Below are 20,318 nucleotides of genomic sequence, written 5' to 3'. Positions count from 1 at the left end.
GCAATTAAAACTATCTTTGTGAAAATTGATTACTATAAAATGAAAAATATTATTTCCGAATTACAATGGCGTGGTTTAGTTCACGACATAATGCCTGGAACTGAAGAGCAACTTTTAAAAGAAATGACAACTACGTATATAGGATTTGATCCAACATCAGATTCCTTGCATATTGGGAGTTTAGTACCAATAATACTTTTAGTTCATTTGAAAAATTTTGGACATAAACCCATAGCTTTGGTTGGAGGTGCAACTGGGATGATTGGAGATCCGTCTGGGAAATCCGATGAGAGAAACTTACTTGACGAAGTAACTTTAAATCATAATGTTGAAGGAATAAAAAAGGTCTTATCCCGATTTCTGGATTTCAATTCTAAAGACCTAAATGCGCCAATTTTAGTTAATAATTACGATTGGATGAAGAATTTGTCATTCATCAATTTTGCACGTGATGTCGGTAAACGAATTACAGTGAATTATATGATGGCCAAAGATTCGGTAAAGAAAAGATTGTCAGGTGAAGGTGAAGGAATGTCTTTTACTGAGTTTACATACCAGTTAATTCAAGGGTATGACTTTTACCATTTGCATAAAGAATACAATTGTTTGTTGCAGATGGGTGGTTCAGACCAATGGGGAAATATCACTACAGGAACCGAATTGGTTCGAAGAATGAATCACGATGGAGCAAAAGCGTATGCAATGACTTGCCCGTTAATTACAAAAGCGGATGGTACAAAATTTGGGAAATCAGAAGGAGGGAATGTGTGGTTGACTGCTGACAAAACTTCAGCATATAAATTTTACCAGTTTTGGATGAATACCACGGATGTTGATGCAGAGAAATATATTAAAATCTTTACTTTTTTAGATAAAGAAACAATCGATGCTTTGATTGAGGAACATAAAACAGCGCCACATTTAAGAGTTCTACAAAGAAAATTAGCGGAAGAGTTAACTGTTTTTGTTCATTCAGCTGCAGATTTAGAAAAAGCGATTAAAGCTTCGAATATTCTTTTTGGAAATGCAACTGCAGCTGATCTGAAACAATTAGACGCTGCGACTTTCTTGGAAGTTTTTGAAGGTGTTCCACAAGCGGAAATTGCAAGAAACGAAATTGAAGCAGGAATAGGTATAGTTACGGTTTTGCATGAAAAAACAGGTTTTTTTAAATCGAATGGTGAGGCAAGACGCGCTTTGACAGCAAATTCTATTTCAGTAAATAAAGAAAAAGTCGCAGAAGATTTTCTGCTTTCTGCCAAAGATTTAATCAACAATCAGTTTGTATTGTTGCAAAGTGGGAAGAAAAATTATTTTGTGGTTAGCGTGGTATAGTAACGAATCATCAAATTACAACCTCGAATATCAAAATTGTCAAAATGTCCCGATACCTCGAAAGAGTTTTTGGGATTTTTTTTGCCTAAAAAACCTGCAATTTTATTTAGATAAATTGTGTTCTCGACATCTTATCTAAATAGTAGAGGTTAAAATTCATTATTAGCAAAATAAGATACATACAGGATTCAAATGCATATATTTGTTAATTAGAACAAACTTCTCCGCAAGGATATTTTTCTAAATAATACATTTCAATTTTTTATTCTGGGAAACCCTTTAATTAAATTTTGCATTGAAAACAAAACAAATATTTTTTTTTCTACTAAGTCTTTCTATACTATTTGGTTCCATATCTTGCTTCAGTCAGTCGCAAGTTATATTTAATAAAATAAATCAAACCAACGGGCTCTCTAATGACAGAGTCAGAAGTATTGTAAAGGAAAAAAATGGTTTTGTTTGGATTGGTACTGAAAATGGGTTGAATCGTTATGACGGCAACAAAATAAAAACATACAATAAACAAAATAGTGTTTTAAGCGCAAATGACATCTCTGATTTACTGATAGATCATAATGGAAAAATTTGGATCGCTACCTTGGGGGGAGGTTTAAATTTATACAATCCTTCTGATGATAAATTTGTTGCCTACAAAAACATTTCCAATGACAATCGTTCTATTCCTTCCAATGAATTGAATACTCTTTTTGAAGATTCAGAAGGAACGATTTGGTTAGGAACAAAAAATGGGCTTTCCTTTTTTGAAGAAAGAAAAAAAACATTTAAAAGCTATAAGTTTCAGACTGCCAATAAAAAATCATTAAGTCATAATGACGTTAGAAGTATTTATGAAGATGCAAATAAAAATCTTTGGATAGGTACTTTTGGAGGCGGTTTAAATAAATTCAATCGCAAAACAGGTGAGTTTGTACGCATTAATTCTTCAAGCACTATTTCACCAGATTACATACATTCCATAAGCAGTTTAAATAAGGATGAAATTCTAATCGGTACGAGTGGAAACGGATTATTGACATTAGATGTAAATAGTTTAAACTTTCAAAAAAAGAATTATGGAATAGGTAAAATGATTACGATCGTACGGTGCATAAAAAAGGATCGAAATGGAATAGTATGGATCGGAACAGATGGCAATGGGCTTTTTAAAATAACCAATGCAAATAGTGCAAAGCCAATTGTTTATAATTATACAAATGACTCCCAATTAGAATCCTCAATTTCCAGTAATGCCATATATAATATCATGGAAGATGAGAATTCTAATATTTGGTTAGGAACTGCATGGAATGGTGTTGATGTATTAAGTTTTAATAAAGACTATACTTTTTTGCCCAGCACCGATAAAGGAGGAACTCCAATCTCAGTATTGTCTGTTTATAAAAATAAGGATGCTTTTTTTATGGGATTAGACGGAAAAGGATTGGCTGTTTTAGAAGAAAAAACGAATACCGTAAAGCGATATAATAGTGAGCGAAAGAATTCAATAGGAGACGATTATATTCAGTACATAAAAGAGGCACGGAACGGAACTCTTTGGATTGGAACCTTTGTGAATGGTCTGGTTAATTTTAATTACAAAACGGGTTCTTTTATACAATTCAAACAAGATATAGCAAATTCTAAATCTTTAAGTTACAATGATGTGCGTTATATTGTTGAAGACGAAAAAAGCAATATTTGGATAGCTACTTGGGGAGGCGGACTCAATTATTATAATGTAACAACAAAAGAATTTAAAAGTTTTAAAAAGAAAACGGGAGATCCATTTTCTATAAGCAGCGACAATGTAATCTCACTTCAAAAAGATGGAGATTTAATCTGGTTGGCTACTTTTGGTGGTGGAGTTGATCTCTTGGATACAAAAACCAGCCGTTTTAAAGTTTATAAAAGTTTAGGGAATAATCAAAACTCCATTAGCAGTGATTATGTTTATAGCATCTTAAAAGATACCAAAAGGAATTTATGGATTGGAACCGCTGGGGAAGGAATTAATCTTTTGGATAAAAAGACCAAAAAAATTAATCGTTTTGAAAATTATAAAAATGTCCGTTATCAGACCGTGACGGCAATTATAGAAGATAACAAGGGGTTAATCTGGTTTAGTACTAAACAAGGGATTTTTAACTATGATTATAAAACAAAAAACTTTAATACCTTTTCAAATCTTAAAGGGGATTATCACATCAATTCTTGTTTCAAAGACGAAAAAGGGATGCTGTATTTTGGTTGTTCTAAAGGAGTTATTAAATTTAATCCTGGAACAATCAAGGTTAAAAATATAACCCCAAGCGTAAAATTCACAAGTTTTAAACTTTTCAACAAAGAAGTTGCAATAGGGGAAGACGAAATATTAAAAAATGATATTGCTTTTACTAAAAATATAACTTTAGAATATGACCAGGATGTCATTACTTTTGAATTTGCAGCAATGCAATTTCCATCCTCTGCTACTTGTGAGTACCAGATTAAGATGGACAATTTTGATAGAAATTGGCGATCGATAGGTAAAGATGGTACGGCTACTTACACTAATCTTTCACCAGGGAGCTATATTTTTAAAGTTAGGAGCAGAGAATTGGGAAGTGATTGGACAAAGGAATATAGTGCCGTAAATATTAAAATATTAAAACCTTTTTGGTTAGAATGGTGGGCTTTTTTGATTTATGCTCTTTTGATTATCCTAATCTTATACGTTTTTATAAAATACATTATTTCATGGGAAAAAATGAAAGCGGATTTAAGATTCGAGAAATTCACGCACGAAAAAGACATAGAACTCTATAATTTAAAACAAGATTTTTTCACGAACATCTCCCATGAGATAAGAACTCCGGTAACGCTGATTTTGAGTTCCATAAATAAATTATTAAAAACCAATGATTTTCCTGAAGACCATCAGAAAAATCCTTTTGGAACCATTAAAAAAAATGGAGAATATTTACTTAATCTGGTGAATGAACTTCTGGATTTTAGAAAGCTCGAGCATCACCAAATCAAATTAAATGTTGTGAAAGAGGATTGGGTCAAGTTTAGCAAGGAGATTTATCTGTCTTTTAAGGAATTTGCCTATCAGAAGGACATCAAATTTGAGTTTGAATCCTCAAGCGAAATGATAGAATTATGGTTTGACAAAAATCAGATGGAAAAAGTACTTTATAACTTATTTTCTAATGCATTAAAATTTACAAACACGGGAGGCACCATAAAGCTTTTTGTTACAGAAACAGAAGAAAAAGTCCAGTTGGAATTAGTGGATGAAGGAGTTGGGATTTCAAAGAAACATCTTTCGAAAATATTTAATCGTTTCTATCAAGCCAATGATTCCAATAATGTCAATGGAGCCGGTTTTGGATTAGGGTTAACTATTTCAAATGAAATTATTAAGCTGCATCACGGAGAAATAACGGTTAAAAGTAAAAAAGGTTCCGGCAGTACATTTATAATCAGGTTAAAAAAAGGAAATTCTTATTTTAATGAGGATGAAATAGGAGGAAATGAAACTAATGATGAACTTATTGAAAATTATTTTACCAGTAAAAAAGAGAATAAACAAATAGTTGAGCAAAGTTATGCTGCTATTGATGTTCCTGTAATCAAAGAACAAACGTTACTTGTTGTAGAAGATAATGCGGATATATGTAACTATATTGTCGAACTTTTTTCTGATGAGTTTACTGTTTTACAAGCCTCCAACGGAAAAGAAGGATTAGAAATTGCCTTGGAGAAATTGCCGGATCTCATTGTGAGCGATGTCATGATGCCTGTAATGGATGGAATAGAGTTAACCCATAATTTGAAATCTAATAGTAGTACGAGTCATATACCAGTCATACTTTTAACCGCCAGAGCTTCTTTTATGCATAAAATGGCGGGTTTTGAAACGGGTGCGGATGATTATATTACAAAGCCTTTTAATGAGTCGCTCCTTCGTGCCAGAATTAAAAATATTTTAAAAAACAGAGCACGATTACATGAAATATTCCGTTCAGAGGATTTTATGTCTATCGGAGACTTAACCAAAAACAAATCAGATCTTGCATTTCTTCAGAATCTAGGAAAACTAATTGAGGAAAATATAGATTGTAATGATTTTTCTGTAAATGTAGTAGTTAAACATTTGGGCATGAGCCATTCCGTAATTTATAAAAAACTTAAATTTTTAACAGGTATGTCGCTTGTCGAGTATATTCGGGAATATAAATTAAAGAAGGCAAAACAATTGCTCTTAAAAAAAGAAAATACAGTAGCTGAGGTTTCCTATTTGGTAGGGTATTCTGATCGTAAATATTTTAGCAAGCTATTTAAAGAACGCTTTGGCAAAAATCCTTCCTCTTATTTAAATGATTAAACAATTATTGAGATTTTGAAATTATTTAGATAATTATCTAAATAATTTACTTTTTAATTCCAATAGAAATTCTGTATAAGGTGAAACCTAAAATTCGCCAACTATTTTTTATCCTTACCTAATTAATATAATTCCAGATTATAGTGCCAAAAGCAGTATCAATTTTTATTTTACAAATGAAAATTGATACTAATTCTTTCCTAGTTTAATACTTCAATCTTACTTGGTGAGGACTAAAATTGAAGTTTTTGTAAAAGTTGCATGTCTAACTTGTTTTGGCTTTGGGGCAGTTGTGATTTTAAAAAAAAACAATAATAATTTTAAAAATAGCTTTTTTTTCTTGTATCCTTAATTTTACTGGTATTTTTTCCCGATAAAACGATTTTGTCTCCCTACAAAGACGAATTAATTCCCCTCCGATTTTTAACGCTAAAACTAAATTGCAACGTTTTAGAATCACTTTAATTAATCCAAAACTGAATTAAATATGAAATGAAAATTTTTTTAAAAATTTTTAAAAACAACAAATTAACTAAAAACAACCAAACAAATTAATTATGAAAAAAACAGAAACAAATGGGTTTTTTATATTAAACTTCTCTAAGCAGAATTTTAAAATAAAAATTTTAACATTCGTATTATTAGCTTCTGTGTTCAGTATGCATGCTAAAATAGTTGGAAAAGATAATAAAGGAGTACATCTAAAAAACGCTCCATTGCAAGAAAAATGGAAGGTGTCAGGAACTATTTTAGACAATAAAGGAATGCCATTGCCTGGAGCTAACATTGTTGAAAAAGGCAAGAAAAATGGAAGTCAATCTGATTTTGACGGTAAATTTTCTATAACTGTAGACGATCAAAATGCGATTCTAATAGTTTCTTATTTAGGATACATCAATAAAGAAATCGCGGTTAATGGGCAAAAATCCCTTTCGATAGTATTAAAAGAAGATGCTTCCAGTCTTAATGAAGTTGTAGTAGTAGGATATGGTACTCAAAAAAAGAGTGATATCACGGGATCTGTAGCTTCACTGCAGGCAAAAGATTTACAGGCATTACCTATCTCTAGGGTAGACCAAGCTTTGCAAGGTCGTATTTCAGGAGTAACGGTTCAAAACAATGATGCATCACCAAATTCATCAACATCTATCCGAATTAGAGGAGCAAATTCAATCAATGGTGGAAATAATCCTCTTGTAATCATTGATGGTTTTCAGGGTGGAGATCTTTCTTCTGTGCATCCAAATGACATTAAATCTGTTGAAGTTTTAAAAGATGCTTCAGCAACGGCAATTTACGGTTCAAGAGGAGCTAATGGAGTAATTCTTATTACAACTAACACCGGTAAAAGAGAAAAAGCAACCGTTAGTTATAGTACTTATATGAGTTCACACAATGTTCGAAATAAAATTAATCTAATGAATCCATTAGATTATGCAAACACTTTAAACGCTAATCGAGCAGAATTTAGTTTATTCCCCGTGTTTTCTAGTTCAGATATTTCAGGGTTTGCTTCGGGGAAAGGAACGGACTGGCAAGATCAAATATTTAGAAGTGCAATTTCAAAAAATCACAATATTTCTGTTAGTGGAGGTAGTGATGCTTTAACCTATTTTGTTTCTGGAGATCTTTTGGATAATCAAGGGATCATTAAAGGTTCTTCTTATCAGCGTTACTCTTTAAGAAGTAACTTAAATGCAGACATTACTAAAAAATTAAAATTAAAAACTAATCTGTTTTTGGGAAAAGAAACAGATCATCCAACTGCCTTAAACTCTTTTAATCCTGGAAATGGAGGGAGTCCTGTATTCTCTGCGCTAATTTTTTCGCCTACCAAATCAGTGTATGACGAAAACGGAAAGTATACTCAGCCAGGTGGTGGAGCAGGTCCTCCAACAAATTTCAATCCATTGGCTCTTGCAGTAGAACCAATAAGAGACAATTTTGTTAATACAACAAGTGTCAATATTGGTCTTGATTATGAAATTATTGATGGTTTGAAATTTAGCGTTAGTGGAGGATATAGATTGTTAGATAGAGAAAACAATGAGTATTTAAATTCCAAACCAACCAATGGCGGAGATACTGAAAGTGCAGGGATTTTAAATAATAGATTTTTAACACTACAAAACACCAATTTGGTAAATTATACCAAACAGTTTAACAATCATAATTTGAATTTGACAGCAGCATTTGAACAGCAATCAGAAGAATTTAATGAAAATTGGTCCGGTTCCAGGAGTTTTCTAACAGATGGGGTGTCCTATAATAATTTAGGACTAGGTTCTAATCCTCAAGTGCCTTATTCTACAAGAAATGAAAGAACTTTAAAATCTTATTTAGGTAGAATTAATTACGGTTACAAAAGCAAATATTTAGTGACATTAACTGCAAGAGCCGACGGTTCATCAGTTTTTGGAGCAGATAATAAATGGGGTTATTTCCCTTCTGCTGCTTTAGCCTGGAATGTAACTAATGAAGATTTTTTAAAGGATAATAAAGTGATCACCAACTTGAAGTTAAGAGCAACTTATGGAATTACGGGTAATCAAGCGATTTCTCCTTATCAATCATTCGCCAGTTTAAATACAGGAGCTTCTTATCCAATTAATGGAGTGAATTTATCTACTGGAGTTTCTTTAGGAGGTTTAGCTAATCCAGATTTGAAATGGGAAGAAACCACTCAGTCTAATGTTGGAGTTGATTTAAAACTCTTCAAAGGCAGAGTTGCTGTTGTTGCCGATTATTACAAGAAAAGCACAAAGGATTTGTTGTTAAATGTACCATTACCCCAAGCAGGTGGAGGTAATGGAAATGTTCTAAGAAATGTAGGTGAAGTAGAAAACAAAGGAATAGAATTGTATCTAAGTATTAAACCTGTTGTTACTGATAATTTCATATGGGAATCAGCATTTACTTTTGCAAAAAACAAAAATAAAGTAGTGGCTCTAAACGAAGGTCTTACAGAAATCCCTCTTGGAGGTGCGGGACTGCCTGGATTTGACAATACCATTTTTCTAGAAGTAGGACAAGCAATAGGTTTGTTTAGAGGAATTGAATATGCGGGTGTTTGGAAAACTTCAGAAGCAAGCCAAGCCGCTTTATATGGAGCTTTCCCCGGTGCACCAAAATTTGTAGATCAAAATAGCGACAATGTTATTGACGATAATGATATTATAAACATAGGTAATGCACAGCCTAATTTTACCTATGGATGGAATAACTCTTTTACGTATAAAAACTTTGATTTTAATGTGTTTGTTCAAGGAGTGCAAGGGAATGATATTTATAATCTTTCCAGAGTCAGAACTGATATTACTACATCTGATTCTGATGCCACCAGCACGGCAATATTAAATCGCTGGACTAAACAAAATGAAAATACCGATGTGCCTTCTTTTACAGGAAGTAAACAATTTCCAAGACAACAAACAAGCAGATGGATTGAAGACGGTTCTTATTTACGTATCAAAAACATTTCACTTGGGTATTATTTACCCAAACAGTTAATCGATAAATTAAAAATAAGTTCTTTCAAGATTTACGCTACCGGAACTAATTTATTTACCATTACTAAATATTCAGGATTTGATCCTGAAGCTAGTACTAGTGTGGATACCAGAGGTGGAATAGATTTAGCTACATACCCAACTCAAAAAGTATTGACATTGGGCCTGAACGTAAAATTTTAATAAATAAAAATTAGTCACATGAAAAAAATAATAAAAATAACGATAGTATCATTAGCTTCATTTAGCATGTTTACGGCTTGTGTCGATCTTGAAGAGAAACCATCCAGTTTACTTTCCCCTGAAACTTTTTTTAGTAGTGAAAAAGATTTCGAGTCAGCAGTTATAGGTGTTTACCAACCCCTTTTTGGTGCTTATTCAGGATTTGATTTTGGAGATCCCTTATGTGGTGGAGCTGGTGCAGATGACATTGGTGCAAGTGCTCCCAGATGGCAGCAATACGATAATTTTACCGAAACTACGTCCAATGATGTGAACAACAAATTGTGGGCTATGTTTTATAAGTCGATAACAAATGCCAACAGTATTATTGGTAATGCAGGAAAAGCTTCTGGAATACCACAGGCAAAAATAGATGAATTTGAGGGCCAGGCGCGATTTTTAAGAGCCTTTGATTATTTTCATTTAACTCAATATTTTGGAGAAGTGCCTCTGATTACTTTCGAAAATCAAGGGAAAGCAGATAAAGTAGGACAATCTCCTGTAGCAGATATTTATGCTCTCATCATTGAAGATCTTAAATTTGCTGAAGAAAGTTTGCCTGTTTCATTCCCAGACAAGGGTAGAGCAACCAAAGGAGCCGCCAAAACCCTTTTGGCAGAAGTATATTTGACTATGGCTTGTTGGCCAATTGAGGATCCGGCTATGTATGCATTGGCTAAAGCCAAAGCCAAAGAAGTTATGGATATGGGGGTGTATAGTTTAGAACCTGATTTTGCGGATTTATGGAAGGTATCTAAAAAATTCACTAATAAAGAATCTATTTTTGCATTCTATGGGATATCAAGTGGCGGATGGATTCCTGCAAGTCACTTGCATGTTGCTACTAGGCCATCTGTTGAATGGGGTTGGGGTGACTTTCATTCAGAAGCCCGATTTTATAACGCTTTCCCGAATGGGTATAGAAAAAACATCTCGTTTCATACTCAATTTACGGATGGATCTACCTGGTTAGATAATAATCCAAAACAGCCCTTCATTGCTAAGTATAGAGATGGCGGAGACGGAGTTGGAAACGACGGGGAGGGTGCAGTCATGATGTATCGTTATGCGGAAGTTTTATTGATTTATGGCGAAGCCGCAAATATGTCTGAAAACGGGCCTTCTGCAGATGCACTAAAAGCCATCAATATGGTTAGAAGAAGAGCAAATCATTTAGATCCTAATGTACCGAATGTAGGTATTGATTTACCTTCAGGAATGAGCAAAACCAATTTTGATAAGGCTGTCATTGCAGAAAGAGCATGGGAATTGGCTTTTGAAAATAAGAGATGGTTTGATTTAGTTAGAAAGAAAATGGTAGTAGAAGTGAATGCTGCTTTATATCCAAATGTTTCTGAAAAAAACAAATGGCTTCCAAAACCGGCTTTACAAGTTCAGTTAACGGAAGGGCTTGAACAAAATGAAGGATATTAATGCTTTAATTTAAATTTTATTTTTTGGTTAGTAGTTAGATTCCTGCAAAGTAGCTTTGCAGGTTTTTAATGTAGCGGACCCAATTTCTTGGGTTTTAATATTTGAAAAGTAGTATGCTTTTTTTAAAATCAAGTTTTTATGATTTTAGTAATAAAAATAGTAAATGTAATGAAGGCTTTTAATAAATAGATATGAAAAAAATACTTGTACGATTAAGATTGACTTTCATAGCATTAATGACGTTGGCAACTTTTTCCTGTAGTAATGCGCAAAATTCAGAAATAACTCTTACGGTGCCAACAGTGCCAATGAATCCAACAACTTTTGCCTTTTCAAAAGGGGCTGATGTAGGCTGGCTTCCGCAAATGGAAGCTACAGGATATAAATTTTATGATGCTGATGGCTCAGAAAAAGACTGTTTGCAACTGTTAAAAGACAGGGGAGTCAACACGATTCGTCTTAGGGTCTGGGTAAATCCATCAAATGATAAAGTTAGTGGACATTGTAGTGCAGCAGAAACTGTAACTATGGCTGTGCGTGCCCAAAAAATGGGAATGCGCATTATGATTGATTTTCATTACAGTGATTCTTGGGCTGATCCCGGAAAACAAACCAAACCGGCTGCTTGGACCAAGCATAGTTTTTTAGAATTATTAAACGATGTTTATCAGCATACTTTTGATGTGTTGTATGCACTAAAATCAGTGGGGGTAACTCCAGAATGGGTGCAGGTTGGTAATGAAATTCCAGGAGGAATGTTATGGCCAGAGGGGAGCACCACAAATTGGACTCAATTGGCACAATTACTCAATAAAGGATATGAAGCAACAAAAGCAATCAATCCAGCGATCAAAGTTATTGTTCATCTTGATGAAGGAAACAACAATGCCAGATTTAGAACCTTTTTTGATAATGCAAAAGTCAATAACGTAAAGTATGATGTGATTGGTTTGTCCTATTATCCGTATTGGATAAAAAGTGATTATACAAAAACCATTACAGATTTAGCCAATAATCTGAATGATATGGTTTCCAGATACAATAAAGAGGTTATGATAGTTGAGGTTGGGGGAGATTATACTTTAGTCCAAAACACACGTGATATGTTAGTTGCCGCTATTGACGCAGTAAAAAAGGTGCCAGCTAATAAAGGCCTGGGAGTAATTTATTGGGAACCTGAAGGAGAGAAAAGCTGGAGCGGCTATCAGTTAAATGCATGGCAATCTGATGGAAAACCATCGTCGGCTTTAGATGCTTTTAAATAAATATAATTACTCAAACCTATGAATATAATCAATAAAAAAATTATTTTTTCACTGATCATTCTCTTGGTTTTTTCTATTGAAAAAGCCAGTTCTCAGTCAAGAACAAAAATCAATTTTGGTTCGGATTGGGAGTTCAGAAGAGAAGAAAAAACAGCTTCCAATTGGGAGAAAATAACAATTCCGCACACTGATAAAATTGAGCCATTGGTGGTAAATAATCAGTTCCAGGGGACGTCCTGGTATCAAAAAAAGTTTAAAGTCGGGGATTTCAAAAACAAGAAAATTTTCCTTTATTTTGAAGGAGTAATGCAGGAAGCCGATGTTTGGATAAACGACCAAAAAGTAATTAATCATAAAGGTGGGTATTTGCCATTTACGGTTGATATCACAGCTTATTTAAATTCGAAAAAAGACAATCTGATTAAAGTCAAAGTCAACAATGAAGATAATCCAGAATTCCTTCCGGGGAAACCATTAAAGGATTTGGATTTTAATTACTATGGTGGAATTTACAGAAATGTGTATCTTATTTCAACAGCGAAAGTATACATCACTAATTCGGTTCAGGCTGATAAAAAAGCAAGTGGCGGAATTTATGTGAACTTTGACAATATAAGTAAAAACAGGGCTTTAGGAACAGTTCAGGTTCATCTAAAAAATGAATTCGCTGTGGCAACCGATATTTCGCTGCGATTTATTCTGACCAATAAAGAACGAGGAAAACTGGAATTTAAATCAAAAATAGTTGCGATAAAAGCCAATTCAGATAAAGCAATCACGCAGAGTATTGTGGTGGATAACCCTAAATTATGGTCTGTTTCAAATCCCAATTTATACAGTTTAGAAGTTCAGGTAATTTCAAATAACAAAATAATTGACAGTTATTCAGAAAAAGTGGGAATCCGAAAATCCGAAATAAAGGACGACGGTTATTATCTGAACGATGAGAAGTTATATATCACAGGGACAAACGAACATCAGGAATACCCTTATTTAGGTTACGCTATTTCTGATGAAGCGCAGTATCGTGATGCGGTAAAAATTAAAAATGCTGGTTTTGATTTTGTTCGATTATCTCATTATCCGCATGCTGAAGCCTTCCTGGATGCTTGTGATGAATTGGGAATTTTAGTGATGAACAGTTTAACAGGCTGGCAGTTTTTCGGGAATGAAACCTTTCAAAAAAATGCGATCAAGGATATTCGGGATATGGCAAGAAGAGACAGGAATCATCCGTGTATTATTTTTTGGGAAGCCTCTCTGAATGAAACGGCAATGAGTGAAAATTTTATGAAAGAAGCAACGAAAGCCTTAAAAGAAGAATTGCCTTTTCCCCATAATTACAGTGCTAGTTGGATTGACAACGATAATTACGACTTGTTTATTCCTGCGCGTCAACATGCAAAGGCACCTGATTATTGGACAAAATATAGCAAAGGAAATAGAAAAATATTCATAGCTGAATATGGTGATTGGGAATACTATGCACAGAATGCAGGATTCAATCAAAAGGAATTTTCAAATTTGAAAGTAGACGAAAGAACTTCCCGTCAGTTGCGTAGCAATGGAGAAAAAAGATTGTTGCAGCAAGCCTATAATTTTCAGGAAGCAGCCAATTCGAATAGAAAAGGAACGCAGACTATTGGAGAAGCAAACTGGGTGATGTTTGATTACAATCGCGGATACGCCAATGATTTGGAGAGTTCAGGAATAAGCGATATTTTCAGAATTCCAAAATTTGCTTGTTCTTTTTACCAAAGTCAGCGCAATGCAGCCATAACTTTGGATACTAAATTAGTATCTGGACCAATGGTACAAATAGCGAATTATTGGACAGCGAATTCTCCGTTGAATGTGACTGTTTATAGTAATTGTGATGAAGTGGCATTGTATTTAAATGATGTTTTGGTAACCAAAGAAAAACCATTTCTAAATGGTAACAGTGATGCATTGCCCCATCCTCCATTTATTTTCAAACTGGATAAATTTGTTCCCGGAACCTTGCGTGCCGAAGGGTTTATTAAAGGAGTAAAAGTGGTTTCAAATGTTGTAAAAACTCCAGAAAGTGCTGCGAAAATGGAATTGAGTTATGATGTTTCGTCAAAAGTAATCAATACGAATTCTCCAGACATGGTTTTTGTGTATGCTAAGATCACCGATAGGAATGGAACCATTGTTCGAACGGCAACGGACGAAGTAACTTTTGCTTTAAGCGGAGAAAATGCAGAATTAATTGGTGAAAATCCGGTAAAGGCCGAAGCAGGAATTGCGACGGTTATTCTTAAAACAAAGAATCTAAAAAAACCGATTGCAATAACAATATCTGGAACAAATTTGGAACCTGATACTGTAAAAATTGATTAAGGTAGGAATATTATGGAACTGTTATAATAGATCTTAAAGCACCATCAAATTACAACCTCGAATATCAGAATTATCAAAACGTCCCAATACCTCGAAAGAGTTGTTGGGATTTTTTTTGCCTAAATCCTGAGTGGCGATAAAAGAACAGGAATTGATATTAGCCAAATCGATTACGTTGATTCCTCCTGTTTTTCCGTCTGGAATGTAGGTTAAAGCATCTTCGGTATCGCGAATGAGAATTTGCATCCAGGAAGGGCATTCAAATACGCCATTTCCTAAAGAATAGGCCTGCGATAGTAATTCGGTCATTCCATATTCAGAATGAATTGCCGAAACGCCAAATCCTTTACACAATTGCTCGTGTAATTCTTCCCGAATCATTTCTTTTCGTTTGCCTTTCATTCCACCCGTTTCCATGATTATGGTATGCTGCAGTTGAAAACGATGTTTTTCAATCAAATCCAATAAAGCGTAAGTGACACCAATTAAAATGACATTTTGTCCTGCCTCATTTAATGCAATTAGTTTCGCTATAAGTTCGTCATGATTGTGCAGGTAAAAACCACTTTCCGGGTGATTGGAAAGTGCAATTAAATCTTCCACCATATAAATCAACGAAGAACCTTCTCTTTCAAGATAAGAAGGTAGTAAAGCCAAAACAGCATAATCTTCGATGTTTCCGTAAAACTGAGAAAATCCTTTGCGGTAACTTTCCTCATATAGGGAAGCGTCAGTTACTAAATGCTTACTGGTAAGCATTCCGGTCGTTCCGCTACTGGTAAATGTTTCTTCAATTGCGTCTGTATTAGAAACTACTTGGTGGCTCTTGAAAAACTGAATAGGTAAAAAGGGAATTTGAGATAATGATTTTACTTTGTGAGTATCTGTTTTTAGAAAATCGCAAAATTCTTGATAGACCAAGTTGTTTTCATATTGAAAACGAAACACTTTTAAGGCTGTTTTTTCAAATTGTTTTTGATTCGAAAGGGCAAATATATCGGTAGTTGTAATCAAGAATTTTTTTTACAAAAGTAAGTAAAAAATAGATATGCGCTTAGACACTCAAAGTCTTTACAAGCGCTTTACTCTCATTGATAAAAGCCAGTATTGTTTAGTATAAAAAAAGCCCCAATGGAATTGGAACTTTTAAATTAGTCAGTGCTGTATTATATATTATCGTACAATTAATTTTCTCGTAGCAGATGCATCATTTTCATTGATTTTGATGATATAAACACCTGAAGTAAGATTTGAGACATTTAGTTCTCTTGAACTAATTATTGTTTGGAGTACTTTTTTTCCTAAAACATCAAAGATAATTATTTCTTTATCTGAGTCGTTTTTTGAAGAAATGTAAACCTTACCATTGCTTACGGGATTTGGGTACAAGCTTAGACCCTCTATCGAAGCAGTTTCTTGTGTTCTTGGCTGTTGCTTATTCTCTTGAGCGGAGAGGCTCATGGAAAAGAAAAAAACCAATAAGATAGTAATATAAAAGTAGTTTTTTGCCATGATAAAAATTTGTTATGTAAATATATAAAAAATATTTCAAATATTGTACCACAAAAAAAAACACCTCTCAGAAAAAGAGGTGTTTAGCTATTATATTACATTATATTTTAGTTCAAATTATTTAATCAAGCTAGTGCCACCAACTGATGCCCATGTGCCAGCAGTCAATGAAGCACCTGTTGCAGATGTAGTTGATGTAAAATTACCAACTGGGAAATTAACTACAATCGCTGAAGTTGCTCCTACAGGTACAACTTGTGTAGTTGAAGAGATAGTCACATTAGTTAATTTTAATTTTGATCCATTAACTTGATTTGTGTTTGTAGTAGCATCTTGGATTTTTACTGCAGCACCGTTGTAAACAGTTGTTCCTTCAGTGTAATTTCCATATCCTGAAATAATGATGTTGCTGTAATCTCCATTTCCTTCTTTTTTGAATTGGAAAGCATCAACTTGAACATCACCAGCAACTTCTGGCACACACCCTGCTTCTCTTTTTAAAGTGATATTAGTTACTTTTGGAAAGAATGCATTGTTGTTGTTAGAACATTCAACTTCCATTCCGAAATTCCCTTTACCCGTTTGGTAAGCATACCAGTTACTGTTGTTTTGACCTTGCCATCCATCTTGCCAGTCAAAAGCATCATCGTAGTTACCATAAGAAATGGCGTTTGTCATACTTACAGTCCCTCCAAAAAATTCATATCCATCATCTGCACCTTTGTAAGAAACTAAGTGGTCTAATGTTGTTCCTGAACCTACTGAATAAAATGTAAATCCATTATTTTCTTTTGTTCCGTCAGCTAGTTTTGCTCCCGCATATTCAACTCTAGCATAATTTAATGAACCTCCGTTGTGGGCAGCATTTGTTCCTCCGTATGGTAAAGCATTTCCATCTTCTGAAGTAGAAGTAGTCACACCACCAATAGCTTTGATTGGAGCGTCACCATATATGATGATTCCTCCCCAAGAACCTGGAATTGCAGATGCCTCTGTAAATACAACTGGTTTGTCAGCTGTACCGTTGATGTTTAATTTTCCTCCGTTTAAAACAACTAATGCGTTGTCTCCAGTAGTTTTATTAGCTGTAATTGTAGAACCGGCATCGAAAGTTACGGTTACTCCTGAAGCAACTTTAACAATACCTTTTAAAGTATAATTTCCGTATGCAAAAGTTTTATTTGCAGTTATTGTACCTGTGATTTCGCCTGTTGCTGGTGGTGTAACAGGAGTTGGATCATCACTACTTGAGCAAGAATTTAGAAATAACCCTGTAGCAAGTGCTAAAGCAAAAAATTTAGTTTTCATAGTTTATTGTATTATTTATTGTTTTATATTTTTGTCAAAATTATGGAATAGCTTCATAAAAGGTGTTAGGGGAATATTACAATACGGTTACTAAAAAACCACCAGAATGTGAAGGGAATGTTAAGGGTGTTATGTGAGTTTTAAACATAAAAAAAGCCCTAATAAATAGAGCTTTTGGTGTTATGTGTTATTATGTTAAAAAGTATATCCTAAATTTATAGAAAACCCTCTTCCTTTTTTATAGCTGTTTGTTATGTTCGAATTTTCAACTATAATTGAAGTTCCATTATTTCCTTGTTCGGATTTTCGCATAGGATCAAGTAGATTATCAGCACTAAATTTTAAATCAAAATGATCTGATAATTTGCTACTCCAAATAAAATCCAACTGTTGAACCGGCAGTTCGTAAATATGATCCAGTCCTCCCGTTCCCACAGCATAAATTCTTTTTCCAAATACTGAATAAACTAATGAAACGGTGTTACTCCAAGATTCACTTAAGTCGAATTGGTATTTTAAATCGGAGTTGATTAACCATTTTGAGGCTCCTTGAAGTTCTCTCGTTTTAAAAGTTTCAATTGATGTTGTCACATTGCCGTCACTATCAGTAGTTGTTGGCTTCACATCTACTTTCGTGTGCATTAAAGAAGTGTTGAACCCAAAAGAGAAATCGGATAGACTTTCGTTTATTCTTGCAAAATCGAATAGAAGTTCAATTTCTGCTCCGTACAAAACCGCATTGTCAGAATTTAAATAAGTCGTGATGGTTGAATTTGCAGCATTAGATATGAATGTTCTTTCGATAGGCTGATCGATTTTTTTACCAAACAATCCAAGTACAAAAACTTCTTTTGATGTTGGGAATAATTCATATTTTAAATCAACATTGTAGTTGTTGCTATTTTTTAAAAATGGATTTCCTTTTGTTGATGTTCCGTCAGCATTGATATACTCGATAGGATAAGATTCCATTACTACCGGTCTTGTATATGTTTTTCCAGTGGCAAAACGCAGATTCGAATTTTCGTTCAAACCGTATTTCACATTTAAAGCGGGTAAAATATACAAGTTGTCGTATTTTAAAGTTTTAAATGGGTCTGAGAAAGAACCTTGAGTTCTGTACTTTGTTTCTCTCAGGGTACTTTCTAAACGGATTCCGCCATTCAATTCCCATTTTTCTCCAAATTTGTAAAGTAAGTTAGCATAACCGGCATTAGCAGTTTCCTTTAGTTTTGCCTGATACGTTGCATTGGAACTTTCTCTAAAACTAACAGCATTTGAAGTAATGTAGTTATTCAATTGAGTGTCTACCGTATTCAATGGTGTGCTGAAGCTGTTTGGAGCACTATTGTTTATTGGTGTTATAAAACGATATGATGAGGTCATATCAGACATGTTTCCATTATATCCAGCTGTTAAAATATTATTTTTTTCAGTTTTGCCAAATTTCAAAGTGTATTCTCCCAATCCTGAAAAATAGGAATCACCAGAAATATCCAAGTACTGTTTGATGAAATTATTTCCGGCAACAGAAACTAATATGTCGTCTGTTCCTGATCTTGTTCCTGAAAAGAATTTTCTGTCGGGTTGTGCATATTTAGTAACCGCATACGAAACTGCCGCTTTTATATTTTGACTTTTATCTTCATTCAAAGCATATTCACCCAATAACTGGTTGTTTAAATAATTAGATTCATCTAATTGATTGGTTCTAATTAAAGTGTTATTGTTGCTTGAGTTTGAATCAGCAACTCCAAATTGATCTTTAATTAAATTCTCAGTGGTTCTGATAAAAAGCGTATTGTAAGAAAGTTTTAATCTGTCTGTAGTATAATTCAATCCTACCAAAGAAGACAATGATGTTTTGTATCGGTATTCTGTATTGTCGAAGTCGTTTCTATACGTAAATCCGGAAGGATTGTTGGTGAACGTTCTTTCCACTCCGTTTCTAATAGAATAATTGTTGTCGAAATTGATGGAAAGTAAATAAGAAAAAGTTTTGTCGTCTTTCAGGTTGAATTTTTCTGAATGAAGAAAACCAATACTTGAATTTAAAGGACTGTTAATTTTTGAAACATCAAATCCACTTTTAAAAGACCTTAAAGATTGATCAGCAGTAAGCGTGTAGCTTGAAGGGGTGTTTCCCAGTAATGCTGGAAGTTTTCTGTCGTTTCCGGTCAGACCAAAGAATCCTTTTGTGGAATTGGCATCTTTAGAAATTAAAAACTTTTCTAAATTGTTATTTACAGTGTAGCCAATTCCAACATTCAATTTAGTTATGCTTTTTGAACCTTTAGAGGTTTGAATGTTAAAAGTTCCTCCGGCAAAATCACCATAAATATTTGGGTTAAAAGTTTTGTATACTTCAATAACACCTACGATATCAGTAGAAAATAAGTCTAATGGGATTATTTTTTTGAAAGGATTGTTGGTCGGTGCAGCTAAATCATTTATCAGTAAGTTATTGTAGCGGTCTTCCAGTCCACGTACAAATAAACCTCTTGAGCCTACTTTTGTAATTCCTGTTATTTTTGTAAGGCCTTCCTCTACATCGCTAACTCCTTTGCGAGCCATTTCTTGGGCACCAATGCTTTGTTTTATTACAACTGCCTTCTTTTGGTCAAGCAGCAATGCAGTTTCTTTTTCTCTGCTTACATTAGATTTTATAACAACGTCGTCTAATTTATAGCTTCCTGAGCCAATAGCTTGATTTACTGTTGCAGTTTCATTTGCTACTACAGTTACGGGAATTTCTACAGATTCGTAACCTAAGAAACTGAATTGAACAGTATAATTTCCCGCTACCATAGCGATAGTATATTTACCATCAACATCGGTATTAGTTCCTATATTGGTTCCTTTTATAAGTACGTTTGCAAATGGCAATGATTGATTGTTAGCATCTTTGTCAGTTAGGATTCCGGAAATGGTACCTTTATACTGTGAATAAGAAAAAGTTGTAATTAATAATGCTATAAACAATATTCTAAATTTCATTTT

Annotated in this window: 10 protein-coding genes; 6 read left to right on the top strand and 4 right to left on the bottom strand. The window is 33.9% G+C overall.

The features are described 5' to 3' along the window. Positions 1 to 39: 39 nt before the first annotated feature. From tyrS to ACNQGH_RS00600, 6 genes are all read left to right on the top strand, one after another. A complete protein-coding gene (tyrS, locus tag ACNQGH_RS00625; protein ID WP_417954047.1) occupies positions 40 to 1,335 on the top strand; it encodes a tyrosine--tRNA ligase in 1,296 nt (431 codons plus the stop codon). A 295-nt stretch (positions 1,336 to 1,630) separates the two neighbouring features. Beyond that, positions 1,631 to 5,704, top strand: coding sequence for a hybrid sensor histidine kinase/response regulator transcription factor (locus ACNQGH_RS00620; protein WP_417954046.1), 4,074 nt, complete (start codon positions 1,631 to 1,633; stop codon positions 5,702 to 5,704). Positions 5,705 to 6,261: 557 nt separating this feature from the next. Then, positions 6,262 to 9,396 (top strand): SusC/RagA family TonB-linked outer membrane protein, encoded by a 3,135-nt coding sequence (locus tag ACNQGH_RS00615; protein WP_417954045.1) that lies wholly within the window; start codon positions 6,262 to 6,264, stop codon positions 9,394 to 9,396. Positions 9,397 to 9,414: 18 nt separating this feature from the next. Next, positions 9,415 to 10,869, top strand: coding sequence for a RagB/SusD family nutrient uptake outer membrane protein (locus ACNQGH_RS00610; RefSeq protein WP_417954044.1), 1,455 nt, complete (start codon positions 9,415 to 9,417; stop codon positions 10,867 to 10,869). Positions 10,870 to 11,060: 191 nt separating this feature from the next. Then, a complete protein-coding gene (locus ACNQGH_RS00605; RefSeq protein ID WP_417954043.1) occupies positions 11,061 to 12,134 on the top strand; it encodes a glycoside hydrolase family 53 protein in 1,074 nt (357 codons plus the stop codon). 18 nt (positions 12,135 to 12,152) lie between these two features. After that, a complete protein-coding gene (locus tag ACNQGH_RS00600; protein WP_417954042.1) occupies positions 12,153 to 14,498 on the top strand; it encodes a glycoside hydrolase family 2 TIM barrel-domain containing protein in 2,346 nt (781 codons plus the stop codon). Positions 14,499 to 14,531: 33 nt separating this feature from the next. On the opposite strand, the gene ACNQGH_RS00595 is transcribed toward ACNQGH_RS00600, so the two are convergent. From ACNQGH_RS00595 to ACNQGH_RS00580, 4 genes are all read right to left on the bottom strand, one after another. Further along, entirely contained in the window at positions 14,532 to 15,512 is a 981-nt protein-coding gene (locus ACNQGH_RS00595; protein WP_417954041.1) for a LuxE/PaaK family acyltransferase, read from the bottom strand. 159 nt (positions 15,513 to 15,671) lie between these two features. Then, positions 15,672 to 16,010, bottom strand: coding sequence for a T9SS type A sorting domain-containing protein (locus tag ACNQGH_RS00590; RefSeq protein ID WP_417954040.1), 339 nt, complete (start codon positions 16,008 to 16,010; stop codon positions 15,672 to 15,674). A gap of 117 nt (positions 16,011 to 16,127) precedes the next feature. After that, the gene (locus tag ACNQGH_RS00585; RefSeq protein ID WP_417954039.1) at positions 16,128 to 17,318 is read right to left on the bottom strand and encodes a hypothetical protein; all 1,191 of its coding nucleotides are present in this window, start codon (positions 17,316 to 17,318) and stop codon (positions 16,128 to 16,130) included. 195 nt (positions 17,319 to 17,513) lie between these two features. Further along, on the bottom strand, positions 17,514 to 20,315 hold the full coding sequence (locus ACNQGH_RS00580) for a TonB-dependent receptor (protein ID WP_417954038.1): 2,802 nt from the start codon (positions 20,313 to 20,315) through the stop codon (positions 17,514 to 17,516). Positions 20,316 to 20,318 lie beyond the last annotated feature (3 nt).

Origin of the sequence: Flavobacterium kochi (assembly GCF_048286715.1) — a bacterium.
Taxonomy (GTDB): Bacteria; Bacteroidota; Bacteroidia; order Flavobacteriales; family Flavobacteriaceae; genus Flavobacterium.
Note: the sequence above shows the minus strand (reverse complement) of the source record. Positions and strands in the feature narration are given on the sequence as shown.

Coding starts and splice junctions, on each gene's coding strand:
- tyrS (WP_417954047.1), top strand. CDS start 40: ATGAAAAATATTATTTCCGAATTACAATGGCGTGGTTTAGTTCACGAC.
- ACNQGH_RS00615 (WP_417954045.1), top strand. CDS start 6,262: ATGAAAAAAACAGAAACAAATGGGTTTTTTATATTAAACTTCTCTAAG.
- ACNQGH_RS00610 (WP_417954044.1), top strand. CDS start 9,415: ATGAAAAAAATAATAAAAATAACGATAGTATCATTAGCTTCATTTAGC.
- ACNQGH_RS00605 (WP_417954043.1), top strand. CDS start 11,061: ATGAAAAAAATACTTGTACGATTAAGATTGACTTTCATAGCATTAATG.
- ACNQGH_RS00600 (WP_417954042.1), top strand. CDS start 12,153: ATGAATATAATCAATAAAAAAATTATTTTTTCACTGATCATTCTCTTG.
- ACNQGH_RS00590 (WP_417954040.1), bottom strand. CDS start 16,010: ATGGCAAAAAACTACTTTTATATTACTATCTTATTGGTTTTTTTCTTT.
- ACNQGH_RS00585 (WP_417954039.1), bottom strand. CDS start 17,318: ATGAAAACTAAATTTTTTGCTTTAGCACTTGCTACAGGGTTATTTCTA.
- ACNQGH_RS00580 (WP_417954038.1), bottom strand. CDS start 20,315: ATGAAATTTAGAATATTGTTTATAGCATTATTAATTACAACTTTTTCT.